Source organism: Deltaproteobacteria bacterium, from assembly GCA_016930875.1.
Lineage (GTDB): Bacteria > Desulfobacterota > Desulfobacteria > Desulfobacterales.
Window position 1 is genome coordinate 1 of sequence record JAFGFW010000113.1, and the last position, 15703, is coordinate 15703.

At 48.7% G+C, this 15703-nt stretch carries 13 protein-coding genes and 1 pseudogene; 7 read left to right on the plus strand and 7 right to left on the minus strand.

What is annotated here, in order from left to right; genetic code table 11:
- The 7 genes and pseudogenes from JW883_10175 to JW883_10205 all read right to left on the minus strand — a co-directional run.
- A partial coding sequence (locus JW883_10175) for a hypothetical protein (protein ID MBN1842632.1) occupies positions 1–436 on the minus strand: 436 nt, incomplete at its 3' end.
- A 199-nt stretch (positions 437–635) separates the two neighbouring features.
- Positions 636–995: a DsrE/DsrF/DrsH-like family protein gene (locus JW883_10180; GenBank protein ID MBN1842633.1), complete on the minus strand. Its 360-nt coding sequence runs from the start codon at positions 993–995 to the stop codon at positions 636–638.
- 155 nt (positions 996–1150) lie between these two features.
- Complete coding sequence (locus tag JW883_10185; GenBank protein ID MBN1842634.1) at positions 1151–1375, minus strand: sulfurtransferase TusA family protein; 225 nt, start codon at positions 1373–1375, stop codon at positions 1151–1153.
- A 736-nt stretch (positions 1376–2111) separates the two neighbouring features.
- Positions 2112–2360: pseudogene (locus JW883_10190) on the minus strand (DUF4926 domain-containing protein).
- Positions 2353–2874 carry a hypothetical protein gene (locus tag JW883_10195; protein ID MBN1842635.1) on the minus strand — a complete coding sequence of 174 codons (522 nt, stop codon included), beginning with the start codon at positions 2872–2874 and terminating at the stop codon, positions 2353–2355. The pseudogene JW883_10190 and the gene JW883_10195 overlap by 8 nt, the downstream one beginning before the upstream one ends.
- A 338-nt stretch (positions 2875–3212) precedes the next feature.
- Complete coding sequence (locus JW883_10200) at positions 3213–3338, minus strand: type II toxin-antitoxin system RelE/ParE family toxin (GenBank protein MBN1842636.1); 126 nt, start codon at positions 3336–3338, stop codon at positions 3213–3215.
- Positions 3325–3516: a hypothetical protein gene (locus JW883_10205; GenBank protein ID MBN1842637.1), complete on the minus strand. Its 192-nt coding sequence runs from the start codon at positions 3514–3516 to the stop codon at positions 3325–3327. The genes JW883_10200 and JW883_10205 overlap by 14 nt, the downstream gene beginning before the upstream one ends.
- A gap of 1365 nt (positions 3517–4881) precedes the next feature.
- Here JW883_10205 and JW883_10210 point away from each other — a divergent pair.
- The 7 genes from JW883_10210 to JW883_10240 all read left to right on the plus strand — a co-directional run bounded on the left by JW883_10210 (position 4882) and on the right by JW883_10240 (position 15568).
- A complete protein-coding gene (locus tag JW883_10210; protein MBN1842638.1) occupies positions 4882–5211 on the plus strand; it encodes a hypothetical protein in 330 nt (109 codons plus the stop codon).
- Between the two features lie 174 nt (positions 5212–5385).
- Positions 5386–9660 (plus strand): PAS domain-containing protein, encoded by a 4275-nt coding sequence (locus JW883_10215; protein MBN1842639.1) that lies wholly within the window; start codon positions 5386–5388, stop codon positions 9658–9660.
- On the plus strand, positions 9626–10399 hold the full coding sequence (locus tag JW883_10220; protein ID MBN1842640.1) for a response regulator: 774 nt from the start codon (positions 9626–9628) through the stop codon (positions 10397–10399). Before JW883_10215 ends, JW883_10220 begins: the two co-directional genes overlap by 35 nt.
- 378 nt (positions 10400–10777) lie before the next feature.
- Entirely contained in the window at positions 10778–11509 is a 732-nt protein-coding gene (locus JW883_10225; protein ID MBN1842641.1) for a helix-turn-helix domain-containing protein, read from the plus strand.
- A 14-nt stretch (positions 11510–11523) separates the two neighbouring features.
- Entirely contained in the window at positions 11524–13095 is a 1572-nt protein-coding gene (locus JW883_10230; protein MBN1842642.1) for a response regulator, read from the plus strand.
- Entirely contained in the window at positions 13088–13552 is a 465-nt protein-coding gene (locus JW883_10235; protein ID MBN1842643.1) for a response regulator, read from the plus strand. Before JW883_10230 ends, JW883_10235 begins: the two co-directional genes overlap by 8 nt.
- A gap of 27 nt (positions 13553–13579) precedes the next feature.
- Complete coding sequence (locus tag JW883_10240) at positions 13580–15568, plus strand: diguanylate cyclase (protein MBN1842644.1); 1989 nt, start codon at positions 13580–13582, stop codon at positions 15566–15568.
- Positions 15569–15703: the final 135 nt, after the last annotated feature.

A 15703-nucleotide genomic window follows, 5' to 3' on the forward strand; every position in this document is an offset into this window, starting at 1 on the left:
CTGAAGAAATCCGTTTTAACGCCTCGAAAACCTCGGACAAGCCCAGGGCCAACTCCATGCTGGTGTTTTGGGATTCCTCTTCGCTCTCCCGCAGGGCCTCCTGTGTCTTCGCCATCTTCTCACTCAGCATAGCCACTACTATGGCGACCACTATGAGCATGAAAGCTCTTGAGTAATCATTTAACGTAGGCACCTGCACTCGCAGAAAAATGTGGCTCAAAATCAAAAGAGCTGCCAACAACACGGGTACAAGTAAGCCTTTTCTTTTCCACCAAAGACATGCCAATATGCTTGGAATATAGTAAAAATGCGTAACAACAGCACCAGTTCCGAGTACCGCATGAAAATAGTATGTCAAAAAGCAGGCGGTGGGCAGGAGGATGGCAATCAACGATAATTTGAATTTTTCGGATTGCAACCTCAGTACCGTTTTCATGATTTTGCCTCCTACTAACTCTGAATCGAATCTTGAATCTCGTTGACCCATAAGCCAATAAAGATTCCTAGCATATACTTCGATCTAATGCGTCGAGCGTTAGTCAGTCCCATATACACTCTTCCCTGCATTTTTGTCATGGATTCCGGCAGGTCTAGGACAGCAATTGAGTTTGTAACGTTTCCCCTCAAGCCAGGTGTCAGAAAGAGAATGTAACAGTAGCATTTTTAATTTCATTCAAGAATGTAGTTGCGCCTATTATCTCAACGCTTTCTCTGAAATCCTCTTTCTTTAAATCCTTTGCCTCCAAGGCCAGTCCGCATAAATATATCTTGCCACCCAGGCTCACCACTCCATCGTATAATTCAACTAAATCAGGCAATCCTTTGACTTTGCTCATCTTCTCCAGCTCTCCTTTTAACAGCGCCAGTGAACCAGCGGGTGTAAAAAATAAGACTAAGTCATCCCCGGACGCAACTGCTGAAGAACCAATGATGAAGGCTGGAAATACATTACTTGGAGCGGAACCATTCACTGTGATTGCTAGTTTAGGCATTATTTAATTTCTCCGATTACAAACACATCACCACAATCCGTTTATCTCCCTCGTCTACAATAATCGTGAAAACGAAGATGCCGAGTTATGTCCGTACTCCGACTTCAGGCAATTCCTAACAGTTGGTTCTGACTCCGTTGCTGAACGATGGTAATACTCTAGAATCTTATCTGGATCTTTTTCTTGTTTGCCCCTTCATCCTTTACCGAAAGGAAGACCTTGCCCAGCCGCTCGCACCAGGTGCGCACATCTTTCTCAAAGGTCGGGCAGTCTCCCAGGACTTCCAAAATATCACCTTGTTTCATGTCCGGGGCCTTCACGGCTATCTTCAGAACCGGCTGAGGGCACTTCATACCGAGGGTATCCAAAACTTCTACTGCCATGATCATTTCTCCTTACTTGAGGTTCTACATGAAAATGTTTGTTGGTGTTTCACCTCGTGACAATGATTTGAATGAGAAAACACTATACCGTCCTCCCGCAAGAATAATGCCAAAAATACTTGATGGCAGTACTCTTCTGTAATTCCATATAAAATTGAGAGTTCGTCGTTGCGGGATCGGGGCATCAAAGTGAGGGGTAACTGGATTAAGACGATCCTGATTTGTCACATTTTTGACGTTAGGCAACGGCAGGTTTAGATGCTTGAGCGCTGGTACGTACAGTGTTTCCGAGGTGGAAATGAGGTTAACTGATGAACTGGAGCGGAGGCAGGGCTAAAGAACTCACAAATATAGAGGGGAAAGCGGCTCTACGTGGATGGTTGACCTACACCATATGTTGGGCTCGATCTCGGAAGGCTTAGGATGAAGCTTGCCACGATCTTTCAGCCTTATTCCCTGATTTTTTTATAGAAAACATACCAAATCCCATTTGGGAATTAAAAAGGGGCTGTAGACATATCTGTTTGATATTGCTGTCAAAAAACATGGATTCTCAAAACACACAGTTCCTTGCAAGATCTCTGACCGCTAATTCGACGATTCTATCGCAGATTTGTTATGCCTATCGAAACCGCCAGAAACCACATTTCTGACCGCGCAGAGAGTCTCCCCGGTCCGATCCCATTTCCTGCTTTACACAATACCCCCAAATCGTATCAAGGCGTTGAACTCTCCTTCAAGATCTTGTCCAGCCTGTTGACGGAATCATCCGGGTCGGCGTCATCCTGAAAGATCCGCCGGCAGGTCGAATGGTCTCTCGGTCGAGCGTGACCAGTGCTATTGTCCTGCCATCAGCGGTCACACACTCAACTTCGAAGGCCTCGCCATGCCTGTAGCGGTGCACGACTGCTCCTATGTCGCATTATTTAAGCCCGTATCTGTCAATGTCATGCGTAAGAACGACCATATCCAATTCACTAATCACATATTTTGACGATCTGGGCCTCGGTTTGTGGATAAAGGGCGTCGATCTCTTCCTGCAAGGAGATGGTTCGCTGAATGGCTGTTACCACCCGGCAATAAGTCTTGATCTCATCCAAGGTGAGTACCCGGTCCCTGCGATCCTTGAGCCACTTTGCTAACACTTGATAGCCGCCGATCTGGTATTCCCACAGCTCCAAGGGGACCGGTTCGAAATACTGGGTTTTGTTGATGTAGACGCGATCCTCTTTGGGCTCATAGAAAAATCCCTTGCTTTTGGTTCGAGCGACACGGTTGTCTCCCTGGCCTTGGAAGCGGGCTACTGGTGGGTCGAGCTCTTTTGACCTCAGGAGATGCAAGTCCACCAGACGCCTCCCCAGCTTAGCCAAGGTTTTGAAGAGCGCAAAGTCTGTGGTGAAGGGGATTCGAGGGAAATCGATCTTGAGAAATTGTGTGTACTTCTCGCGATAAGTATCCGCATAAAGGACAGCGTAGATGTATCGGTTTCTTGGCCTCAATGTAGCCGGTAATCTGGTCTTGGCCGTTCCACACCCGGAAATCCGGATTGCCGGCCTCGGTCTTCTTCGGTAGAGTAGTTACGTGAACTTGGCTTCTGCCGCTGGATGCGGCGAACTGCTGAAGGAGCGTTTCCAGACAGGAGTAAAAGCTTTCCTCACGTGCGTCCCCCTGGATAGCGACATCGGTGACGGCCTTCAAGTAGCGGTTCAGTATCTTTTTCCTTGTCATAGAGCCTCAACTTAGGAGACATTAGCCTACCGTTACCGGCAGAAACGAAGTTGGGAAGTAATCCGGGGATTAGCCGTCTGCGCCGTATTGTCTGAAGTCGGCCGCTATTTTACCTTTTATACACGTCCTTTCTATGACGAACATGATAAATAGTAATGGTTTTCTGTTTCGTATCAATTTGATATATTATGTGATAGTCCCCACGGATGCGATGGCTTGCTTCAAATGAGGCCATCAGTCTTCAACCTTTTCTTAAGTTCGCCAAAACTAATAGTTGGCTCATCCTTTCGTTCTGCAATGACTGCCAGGTCATGAAGATCCTCAAGAAGTTCTTCATATTCCTCAAGGGGAAGGACAACAGCCGTTTTCTTGCCTGATGCATCCACTAAGAATTGTTTGTGTAATTGTTCCATTTTCCCTCCTCTAAAATAACAAGTGGTGGCCGATTTCAGATTCATCTTAATCAGAAGTTTAGTTCGTGAAGCCTGTTCAAACGTGAAGGATAACGAGACTCCGCTTCATGAAATCAACCTCGTGTCCGATAAACTATTATGAAATAATACCACATTCCTTTGCCCTTCAATAGATCGGCCTGCCACATTTCGGCGGAAGACTTCTGTTAAGAAAGTTCGACAGCATTTATAATTATAACGATTAAGGACAGTTGTCAATTCTTTCACGTGAGCGAACAGAGGTTCAGCGATTTTGGATTGCGGAATTAGAAGCCAAACTTCAAAAGTAATCGAGAATGGAATTGAGAAGAGAATGGGGACGAGAGAATGGAGAATGCCTGCGAGAAAGGGGACGCTGGGAAAGCGCTGGTTAAAAGCGGCATGGAGTAGGAGGTGAGTTTTCGTGTGATTGAAGTTGAAGACAAGTCCTCTGCGGAGTAAGGAGTAGGGTAGCGGCCGGCAAGGCCGCAGTCCAGCGGATGAAAGTTCCGCCATGTCAATTGCCCGAATCAGGCATGTAGCGATACCACAGTTCATGAAGGGAAACCTCATGTCCATTGCGTGGTGTAAACGGCCCGGCCGCCCTTAGGAGGATTCTAAGCGGTGGGTGCAACCGGGGGGTCTAGCAAGTATGGGAGCTTGAATCCGCCTGAGGCGGAACTGCAGCATCGAAAAACTCCGCGTCGTGGAAGTTGCATTGCGGCGAGAAATCAACGCGCCGAACCTGTCTACTCTGAGGTGAGGCCGAAGCTCTTCGGGAAGAAAGGGGTATATGCACCGAAGAGGCGTTGCGTGGTAGGGGTCCAAGCATCCATACAAGGACTGCGGAGATAACGCCGGGAAGGGCCATCTCCCAGCAGGGACTGGTAACAACCTGCAAAGACCCACTGACGAAGCTAAGGCTGAAGGAAGTGAGAGGGTTTTGGTCTGGCCCATGAGCCTGTATGAGCTATGAGGACAGGGTAATGCCTGTTTAGGTAGCAGTAAATGCTACGATAATAGGGAAGGCCTATTGGGGAAAGCCAAGGTCGCCAACCGGACTCGGGTACTGTTCTCAAGGCGAACGCCGCAAATCCGACCGTCCGGGATGAAAAGGGGGGCTTGCGGAAACGTGAGCTATGGTGGAACTAGGAACCCGCTGCACATACCGAAAGGGCGCCTGTCGGAAACTCTCCGCCTAATGTTGCGCGCGCCGTATTTCTATCCCGATCCCCAACTCCACCCATGAAGAGCAATCACCTTAAAGCATACCCTAACCCGGAACCGCTGCTGCTCGCTTTTCGGCAGAGGGAAAAACGCTAATTCTAAGACGAATGGAGGCATCACATGACAGTCTTCGAGGTTAAAGGCAACGTTGGCGACTCTGGCGAATACATACTGGGCGCTGAACAAACAGGAAGCCATGCATGCTATGTGATTTACGGCATGATGAAAGCGCATGAGAAGGGAAGGGAATTGAAACCAGGTAAAGGCCATGAAGAATTTTTTCTTGCAATCAAGGGTGATTTTGTGCTTACCGGTTACAATGAAGGAGTAGTTAAAGAGGGGCAGGCCATTCATCTTAGAGGAGATGAAACCGTCTGGCTCGAAAATGCCTCTGATTCAGAAGCAGTATATCTCATCTCAGGCGGTCATTCATATGGCGGACATCATTAGTCGAAGCTTTGCGCTTTGTTCTGCATTCAAAAACGATCTACCGGCCGCCTGTTCTTTCTTAACGCTCACTAATACGCTTACACAGTTACACGAATTAAAATTTGACCGCCGTTGAAGCTTGTATTAAGCTGTTTGTTTCATAACGCTAAAGTGATACAAAGAAAGGTATTTGTCATGCCAGCAAAGAAGAAGGAAACAGCCAAGAAAAAGAGAGCCACTGTCAAGGCCCCTGGCAAAACCAAGGGGACGGCAAAGCTCACTGCTGCCACCAAAACCACACCCACTAAGCAATCCCCATCTCGTGCCAGGGAAGAAGCGACCGGCTTTCCCGTCGTCGGCATAGGTGCATCTGCGGGTGGCCTGGAGGCACTTGAGACCTTTTTTACCCATATGCCCTCGGATAGCAACATAGCCTTTGTAGTAATCCAACATCTAAGCCCCAGGCACAAAAGCATTATGAGCTCCATTCTATCAAAATGTACAAAAATGCAGGTTTCAGAGCTGAAAGATAGTGTTCGCATTCAGCCAAACCGTGTGTATCTGAACCCTCCGAACAAGAATGTGGTGATCATAAATCGCACGCTCCAATTAATTGATCTCGTAAAAACCGATGGCATCAATCTGCCGATTGATTGCTTTTTCAAATCCATGGCTCAAGACCTGGCTGAGAAGGCAATCTGCATTATCCTTTCTGGCACTGCAACTGATGGCACCTTAGGCCTAAAGGCGGTCAAGGGCGAAGGTGGCATTGGCATGGTTCAGGATCCGGATTCTGCTAAGTACGATGGCATGCCCAGAAGCGCCATTGCTACCGGGATTGTAGACTTTATTCTGCCTGTGGAAAAGATTCCGGGTGCACTTGTAAGATACGTGAAGGCTCCCTTCATTCGAGTCCCCAAGAGAATCGAAGTCACTGATGACCAGTTCCCAGAGTATGTTCAAGAAATCTTTGCCCTGATTCGCAGAGCCACGGGACACGATCTTTCCCATTACAAGCAGACGACCATTCGCCGGAGGATCGAACGACGCATGGCTGTCCACCAGATCGATAAGATATCACATTATGTCAAATATTTACAAGAAATCCCGGCCGAAACAGATATCCTTTTCAAAGACATGCTCATCGGGGTGACCAATTTTTTCAGAGACCCTGATGCATTTGAGGTTTTGAAAGAAAAGGCGCTCCCTCCTTTGTTAAACGCCAAGCAGGATGATTTTCCTATCCGTGTCTGGGTTCAGGGTTGTTCAACCGGCGAAGAGGCCTATTCAATGGCCATTCTCTTGTCAGAAGCCATGGATATGCTGAAACAATCTTTTGATGTTCAGATTTTTGCCAGTGATATTGACGCCCAAGCCATAGAACATGCCCGTACCGGCATATATCCGGATAGTATTGCCGCAGATGTATCACAGGGGAGATTACGTCAGTTTTTTGTGAAAGAGGATAATACTTACAAGGCCAGGGAGCAGATCAGAGAGAGGATCGTGTTCGCGGTTCAAAACGTCATTAAAGATCCTCCATTTTCTAAAATAGACCTTTTGAGTTGCAGGAATCTACTCATCTATATGGATACGCAGTTGCAAAAAAAGGTATTGTCCCTATGCCATTACACTTTGAATCAAGGAGGGATTCTTTTCTTGGGCCCCTCTGAGAGCATCGGAGAGTTTACAGACCTTTTCTGGCCTGTTGATAACAAATGGAAGATCTTTAAACGCAAAGACGTTGTTGTCGAACGGCCCAGGGAGTATCCCGAGATGCCTTTTCACCATCGGCCTTCATTCGGTGAAGCCGAAGACAAGAGGGTGCCCGCCGAGGCTGATATCCATGAAGTGGCTGAAAGGGTAATCCTAGAAAACTATGCCCCGCCAGGCGTTTTAGTTAATGAAAGATACGAGATTGTTCATTTCATGGGTAAAACTGACATGTACTTAGAGCCTCCCACTGGCAAAGCTAGTTTTAATATAACAAAGATGGCCCGTGAAGGTCTACGATTCAAGCTGGCTACCGCGCTTAATAACGCTATGAAGCAGAAAAAGACCATCTCATATAATGCCCTGCGAATTAAGCACAATGGTAAGTATCGAATTGTTGACCTGACGGTCAGGCCCCTGACAGAGGCAAGCATTACACCAGCTTATCTGCTTGTAATGTTTGATGATAAGACACCTGCTGAGGAGCCTGCTGGGAAAAAGACCAAAAAGGTAGCCGAGGATGGCGCTGCCCCGGTCTTAGTAAGCCTTGAACGGGAGCTGGAGTCTACCAAGGAGCATCTTCAGGCGACCATCGAAGAGATGGAAACCTCCAATGAAGAACTCAAATCCACCAATGAAGAGTTGCAGTCGGTGAACGAGGAGTTGCAGAGCACGAACGAGGAACTGGAAACATCAAAAGAGGAACTGCAATCCACCAATGAGGAACTGGTAACGGTAAACACGGAACTTCAAAAAAAGGTGGAAGAATTGTCTCAAGCCAACAATGACATCCACAATCTGTTTGCCAGCACGGAGATCGGGACCATCTTTTTGGATACCGAGCTTTGCATTAAGCGTTTTACCCCTGCCATGACGCAAATATTTAATCTTATCCAGACAGATCTTGGTCGGCCCATCAGCGATATCACCACAAGAATCAACTATGACCAGACAGAAAAAGATGCAAGAGAAGTGCTCAAGACATTGGTTCAAAAGGAGATAGAGCTGCAAGACAGTCGCGGTGACTGGTTTTTGATGCGGATCTTGCCATATCGAACAACAGAGAATGTGATTGACGGGGTTGTTATTAACTTCGTAAATATATCAGAAATCAGGCAATCGAAGCAAGCCGCTCAAGAGGCTCTTGAATACGCACAGACTATTGTGGATACAGTGCGTGAGCCGCTGGTTGTGCTGGATGTTGACCTGCGGGTGATCTCGGCCAGCCGATCCTTCTACGAGATCTTCCAGGCAACACCAGAGGAGACCAATGGGCGGTTATTCTACGATTTGGGCAACCGAGAGTGGGACATTCCCAAGCTACGGGAGTTACTGGAGCAGATTCTCCCCAAGAGCAGCGTCTTTGACGACTTCGAGGTGGAGCATGACTTTGAGACGATCGGGCGCAGGGCCATGCTGCTCAACGCCCGACAGATGTGCATAGAAGCCAAGGAGACTCAGTTTATCCTTCTGGCCCTTGAGGACATCACTGAGCGCAAGCGGGCAAATGAATTGCTTCACTCTATCAACGAAGTATTCCAAGAAGCGATGACGTGCGAAACCGAAGAAGAATTGGGCAAGAAATGTCTTGCTGTGGCCGAGAAGCTGACCGACAGCAAGTTCGGTTTTCTCGGTGAACTCAACTCAGCGGGCCTTATGGATAAAATCGCGATCAGCGATCCAGGATGGAATCCGTGCGAAATGCCGGATTCCGAAGCTGTGAGAGCGATTGAGAATATGGAAATCCGCGCAATTGACCGATCAACAATAAGGGAGGGGAAGTCGCGGATTGTCAACAAAGATGAAATGGCAACGCATCCTGACCGGGTGGGCACCCTCGAGGGTCATCCCGAGACAACCGCTTTTCTGGGTGTTCCCTTGAAGCATGAAGGAAAGATCATCGGCATGATTGGCTTAGGCAACAAAGAATCGGGATATGACGCCTCTGATCAGGAAGCCGCTGAGGCCTTATCCGTTGCTATTGTAGCAGTGTTGAGGAAGAAGCGGGCAGAAGATGCCCTCCGAGAGGCCCAGGACGAGCTTATCCGCAAAGAGAAACTGGCCATTCTGGGACAGCTGGCCGGAGGTGTGGGCCACGAACTGCGCAACCCATTGACTGCCCTCAAGAACGCGGCTTACTTTCTGAATATGACCCTGAAGGAACCCGAGCCCAAGGTAAAGGCAACATTGGAGATTCTGAACAAGGAGGTGGGAACATCCGAGAAAATCATCAGTAGTCTTCTTGACTTTACTCGTCCGAAGGCTCCCACCATTCAGAAGGTTGACATCAACGAGATCGTTGAAGAAGCGCTGTCTCGCAACACCGTGCCGAAGAATATCGAGGTGGTGAGAGAACTGGACGATGGGTTGCCGGCCATCCCGGGCGATCCCGATCAACTCAGTCAAGTCTTTGGAAACCTTATCCTCAACGCAGCCCAGGCCATGCCCGAAGGGGGACGCTTGACGGTCAAGTCTCAAGTGGAAAGCCCGGAACAAGTGGCCATCCGCGTGGAAGACACCGGTGCCGGCATCCCTGAGGAAAACCTCGCAAAGGTCTTTGAGCCGCTCTTTACAACTAAGGCCAGGGGCATTGGTTTGGGCCTGGCGCTCACCAAGATCCTGGTTGAGAGGAATGGAGGCACCATCGAGGTAGAAAGTGAGGCAGGAGAAGGCACCACCTTCACAGTCGGACTGCCCTTAGTCGCAGGAGAAGGGAACCAGCATGGAAGAGAAAGCTACCATCCTGATCGTGGATGACAGGGTCAGCGTACATCAGACCATGTCCTTTATCCTGGGAGCGAAGGGCTATGGAGTAACCACCGCGCAGGATGGGCCTGAGGCCATAGGAAAGGTCAAAGAGACGCCCTTTAACATAGTCTTCATGGACATCAAGATGCCCCTCATGAACGGCGTGGAGACATACAGAAGAATGAAGGAGATCAGGCCAGAGACTGCGGTTGTGATGATGACCGCCTATGCCGTAGAGGACCTGGTTGCCGAGGCGCTGGCAGAAGGAGCCTACGGAGTCATTTACAAGCCTCTTGATATGGAAAAGGTGTTTGCAATCATCGAACAAGCAAGGGCCGCCCAGCGTGGGGCTTTCATTCTGCTGGTTGACGACGATCCAGGGATCTGTGCCACCTTGAAATATGTCTTGCTTGAGAAAGGCTACAATGTAGCCATCGCACATACTGGCGAAGAGGCTGTTGCCATGGTAAAGAAGAGGGCCCATGACATCGCCTTCATCGACATGAAGCTGCCAACCATCAATGGCCTGGAGACCTATCTGGCCATTAGAGCGATCAGGCCAGAGGTGGTGGCCGTCATGATCACTGCATACCGGCAGGAAATGGCCGACCTGGTGCAAGAGGCCCTGAACAATGATGCGTATGCTTGCCTTTACAAACCCTTTAAGATGGAAGACGTAATCAGGTTAGTCGATGAGATCCTGAAGACCAAACACTTCACCTCCCTTGCATCACCTAATATCCGGTAAAGATCATGACAAAATTCAAGAATGCAAGATTGTGTTTTGCGTTCTTGCTGTAATACTCCCTGATATTCGTAGTTAGTTTAGTCCCGCCAAAGCATCTCCTTTAGCTAAAGGCTTCTTCAACCATGCCGCATGATAGCCAATTCTTTGACGGTATTTGCGATTGGCAGCATAGCCACTGACCTGAATGGCTAGTATTAACCTGTTGAGTTTACTATATTAGTGGCGAATCTCAAGCCTTGTTTGTTGCTTATGGCACGGAAATTGCTTAAAAACCCTATCTAAAAACAAAAGTTGCCTAATCTTTGAACTTCGAACTTGTATTAAGCTGAAGATTTTCAGCTAGCTGTCAGTAAATCAACTAAGGAGGATATTTCTGCTGTGACTATCGCTAAAAAGACACTGTCCGTTGCTCAAGTTGCATGGTTGTGTGGGGTTGCCCACAGCACAGTGGGTTATTGGATCAGAACAAAGAAGCTTGCCGCCATTCGTGCAGGCAGGAACTACTCAGTTTCGCTTGATGACCTCTTCCTTCTCATGCAATCCACCGGGAGGAAGATGCCCGAAGAGTTGTTATGCAAAGACGGCCAGGTTCCGCGTTTCAGAACCATGCCACAGTGCTGGCAATACTGGCAAGATTCTGAAGAGAAGAATTGCCAGGAGTGTGCGGTGTTCGTCAACAAGCTCAACGTATGTTTCACAGCCAATGGAAGCAATCACTTGAATTGCAAAATGTCATGCGGTGAGTGCCAATATTATGTGGAGACCTATCTTCCCCGGATGCAGTTCATCCATCAGATCCGCATTCCTGCTGCAATTTACAGGGGTTTTCACGTGTGGGGAGGCAATAAGTATTTTTCACAACTGTGCGGCATTCAACGCAAGCATGTGCCTGGCATGGGTGTTGAGCGGATAGTGCATCCTGATTCACTGGAAGAAGTAATTTCCAACATAAAGATGAGAGCATTGAAAGACCCTTCGCTTTCGATGGGATACAGCATTTTCTTGAAGGATAACAAACACGGTAAATTAAAGGTAAGGATTGGGGTTTACCCTCTTGATGAACCCCCAGGAACCCATCTTGTGGTCGGGGAACCTCAGGAGGGTGAGTAGCGAGGTGGAGAAGCATGCAGGAAAACGGCAAATCCAGCATACTGATCGTTGACGATGACGAGAGCGTCCGCGAAACTTTGGGGTTCATATTTGGCAGCAAGGGCTATAGGGCTGAGATGATCGGGACCGGGCGCCAGGCATTGGAAAAAGTACAGGAGCAAGCCTTCGATGTAGCTCTTCTGGACATTAAGTTGCCTGATAAAGCAGGGACAGAACTGCTGAAGCCCTTGAAGAAAAAGTGCCCTGAGATGGAGATGATCGTAATCACCGGCCATGCCTCTCTGGGAACTGCAGTCAAGGCCCTAAATGAGGGAGCGTCAGCTTACATAACAAAGCCTTTGAACATGGACGACCTGACCTCTAAGGTCGCAGAGGTCGTTGAAAGGCAACGCCTGCGAAAGGAGAATGTGAGGCTGTACCAGAAGGCTCAGAAAGAACTGGCAGACCGCAGGCAGGCAGAAAAGGCACTGCGGCACAGTGAGGAACTGATCAGGGCCACGCTTGATGCGACCGCGGATGGCATCCTTGTCGTGAATGAGGAAGGGCATGCTACCCACATGAACGCACGTTTTGGTGAGATGTTGCATATACCGGAAGAAATTCTCAACACAAGGGACGACAGGCGCTTGCTCAACTTTGTTCTGGATCAGTTGATGGATCCACAGGCGTTCCTTTCAAAGGTTAAGCGGCTATACCAAACAGCGGAAGAAGACTTTGATACGCTCTCGTTCAAAGACGGTCGGACTTTTGAACGATTTTCGTTGCCGTTAATTCTGGACGAGAAAGTTGCGGGGCGGGTCTGGAGTTTTAGAGATGTCACGAAGTCGAGGCGGGCGAAGGAGGCTCGAAAGGCCTTGATAGCGGAAATGGAGGCTAAGAATGCCGAGTTGGAGCAGTTTACTTACACTGTCTCCCATGATTTAATGACTCCGCTCATAACAATAAAGGGGTTCCTTGGCTTGCTCGAAAAGCACATGAACTCAGGTAAGGTGGAACGGATAAAGGGAGACATCAAATGCATCTCGGATGGTGCCGACAAGATGGAGTTGTTGTTAAAACAACTGCTGGAGCTGTCCCGCATTGGTCGTTCTATGAACCCGGCGGAAGCCGTACCGATGAATGAGTTGGCGCAGGAAGCGGTGAAGATGGTATCCGGCCATCTCAAAGAGCGGGCCGTGCAGACAGATATAGCTTCTGATCTACCTGTGGTTTACGGAGATCGAATTCGTCTCCAGCAAGTGTTTCAGAACCTGATAGACAACGGCGTCAAATATATGGGTGATCAACACGAGCCGCGTATTGAAATTGGGGTCCGCTGTGATGGCCGAGAGACGGTTTTATATGTCAGGGACAACGGGCTGGGCATTGACCCTAAGTACCACGAGAAGATCTTTGGCTTGTTTGACAGACTCGATCAAAAGACCGAGGGCAGCGGAGCGGGTCTGGCCATCGCCAAGAAGGTTGTGGAGGTGCATGGCGGCCGGATCTGGGTTGAATCGGACGGCATTGGACAGGGGAGCACCTTTTGCTTTAGTTTTCCGTGTGGAAGTCAACCAAGTGACGGGAAGGGCTGTGAAGATGGATGAGAAGCCGCCGGTCATCTTGCTAGTTGATGACGACCGTGATCACGCCGAATTGATCAGGGAAATGTTCCGAGATCACCAGGGGGCAAACAGAATCTATCATGTCTCTGACGGCGAGGCAGCACTGGATTATGTGTTCCGGAGAGGCGACTACAGCGAACCCGAGAAGAGTCCCCGGCCACACCTTATTTTGTTGGATCTACACCTTCCTACCATTGGCGGCCTGGAAGTGCTTAAACAAATCAAAGCCGCAGAGGAGCTACGCCGCATCCCGGTAGTAGTACTTACTACCTCTGAGGCAGAAACTGACGTGGCCGCGGCCTATGATAACCACACCAATGGTTACCTGGTTAAACCGGCTGACTTTGAAAGGTTCACCCAAATGATCAATGAGATTGGCTCCTACTGGTTAACATGGAACCATACGGTAGTGATTAACAACAAACAAGCTCGCCCGTGACCTGCTGGCATCAATCTTGATACACCGATGAATGAACCGGCCCACATACTACTGATAGAAGACGAACAGGCTCATGCTGAGCTGGTACAGCAGAGCTTTGAATTCGACGCCGACCGGTTTTATCTCACAGTAGTGTACAGCCTAGATGAGGCACGGGAAGTGCTGGCAGGATTTCAGCCTGACCTGGTCATCACTGACTTGATGTTGCCGGATGGCTTGGGGACAGAACTCCTGCCTTCCGAAAAGGAGAGCCTTTCTTTCCCAGTTATAGTGATCACCAGCTATGGGGACCAGCAGGTGGCGGTTGAGGCAATGAAAGACGGGGCCTTGGACTATGTGGTCAAGTCTGAGGCAACTCTGGCAGACATGCCACACATAGCCGAGCGAGGCCTGCGTGAGTGGGGTCATATCATCAGCCGGAAACGGGCAGAAGAAGAATTAAGATCGGCCAATCGAAAAATCCTGGAGCAGCAGAAAGCGCTTATTGAAGAAGAGCGGCTTAAGGTGCTGCTTCAGATGGCCGGAGCCACAGTCCATGAGTTAAATCAGCCGTTGATGACCCTTTTGTGTGGCATTGAGCTGATGATGGCAGGTAAAGATGACCCTGACAAACTGGCTCATTACGCGGCCAAGATAGAAAATGCCGGGGAACGAATATCTGGTATAGTAAAAAAGATTCAGAACATTCGTCATTACGACACAAAGCCGTATGCTGGGACCTCTTCTATCATAAACATTGATCAAGGAATAAAGCTCCTTTCAGTGGAAGACGATGACGGGGATTTTGAAATTATCAAGGATATTCCAGATGATTACAACCAAATTGGACTGTCCAGGGCAAGGGGCATTAAAGAGGCCTTGGAGGTATTGGAAAGCGACGAGTTTGATCTGATCTTACTGGACCATATTCTTCCGGATGGCAACGGTCTGGACTTCCTGACCAAGATGGGCGAGAAAGGGGATGAAATACCCGTAGTGGTTATCACCGGCAAAGGAGATGAAATGACCGCCTCGCAGCTTATTAAGGCCGGTGCCTCTGACTATCTGCTAAAACACAAGGTTACCAAAGACTCCCTTTCCAGAAGTATCAATAAGGCGCTGGAGAAGTCCCGTCTCAAGAGAGAAGTCAAGATGGCTCACAAGAAAATGGCCGAGGTGTCCACAAGAGATGACTTGACAGGGCTTTGTAATCGACGACATTTCATGGAGACCCTGGAAGGTGAGGTAGCAAGGGACAGCACAAATCAGTCTTCTCTGGTACTGTGCATAGTGAACTTGGATGACTTCAAAAGAGTCAACGATACTTATGCTTATTCTGCTGGGGATATGGTTTTGGTTGACGTTAGCAAGATGCTCACGGAATGCTTTCGAGCCAGTGATTTGATATGCCGTTATGGAGGCGACGAGTTTGCAGTCATATTCTCTAACGCACAGCTCGAAAAGGTCCGCACGGCATGTAAAAAATTCAGGGAAATGGTGGCATCACACGAGTTTGAATACAAGGGATCTGAATTTCATGTCACGGCAAGTATTGGCATCACGTTGCATGATAGCGCCATGAATCAGTCTTTTGTCGACTTAATTGCCGTGGCAGAGCATGCTCTCTATCAAGCTAAAGAGGAAGGGCGAAACGCGGTGGTTGAATATACTCCCAGGAAAAAGGGACAGAAACCGAAATTCGGTGAGGTCCTGATTTCCCACGGTTACGTAACGGAGGGAGAACTCAAGAAGGGGTTGTCGGAACAGAGGTTGCGGCTGGGTGCACTTTTGGTTCAGGTGGGCCGTATCACGACTCAACAGTTAAATCAGGCGCTGGAGTTACAAAAGAAGCTCTCCAGCAAGCTGGGTGACATACTGAAGAAGCTGGGACACGCAACGGACCAAGACATCAGGTGGGCTTTGGACAAGATGAAGAGAAAGCTGGGAGAGATCTTGAACGAGAAGCAAGTTCTCACGGATTATGAACTGCATCGGGCATTGACCATGCAGCAGTTTGAATCAAGGCGGCAACAATGAGCACGGACGATAGTAGGGGTCGGGATAGAAGTGCGACGCGCACAAGGGGAATAGGGCATAAATTAATAAGTAACTTTACATAGTGGGTGATGATCTGAGATCCATGATTTGGCTAAACGGCTTGGAATGACTCGA

What these genes read in the sequence shown, in the direction of transcription:
- JW883_10235 (MBN1842643.1), top strand. Translation starts at nt 13,088, where the DNA reads ATGGATGAGAAGCCGCCGGTCATCTTGCTAGTTGATGACGACCGTGAT.
- JW883_10210 (MBN1842638.1), top strand. Translation starts at nt 4,882, where the DNA reads ATGACAGTCTTCGAGGTTAAAGGCAACGTTGGCGACTCTGGCGAATAC.
- JW883_10220 (MBN1842640.1), top strand. Translation starts at nt 9,626, where the DNA reads ATGGAAGAGAAAGCTACCATCCTGATCGTGGATGACAGGGTCAGCGTA.
- JW883_10205 (MBN1842637.1), bottom strand. Translation starts at nt 3,516, where the DNA reads ATGGAACAATTACACAAACAATTCTTAGTGGATGCATCAGGCAAGAAA.
- JW883_10230 (MBN1842642.1), top strand. Translation starts at nt 11,524, where the DNA reads ATGCAGGAAAACGGCAAATCCAGCATACTGATCGTTGACGATGACGAG.
- JW883_10185 (MBN1842634.1), bottom strand. Translation starts at nt 1,375, where the DNA reads ATGGCAGTAGAAGTTTTGGATACCCTCGGTATGAAGTGCCCTCAGCCG.
- JW883_10240 (MBN1842644.1), top strand. Translation starts at nt 13,580, where the DNA reads ATGAATGAACCGGCCCACATACTACTGATAGAAGACGAACAGGCTCAT.
- JW883_10215 (MBN1842639.1), top strand. Translation starts at nt 5,386, where the DNA reads ATGCCAGCAAAGAAGAAGGAAACAGCCAAGAAAAAGAGAGCCACTGTC.
- JW883_10200 (MBN1842636.1), bottom strand. Translation starts at nt 3,338, where the DNA reads ATGGCCTCATTTGAAGCAAGCCATCGCATCCGTGGGGACTATCACATA.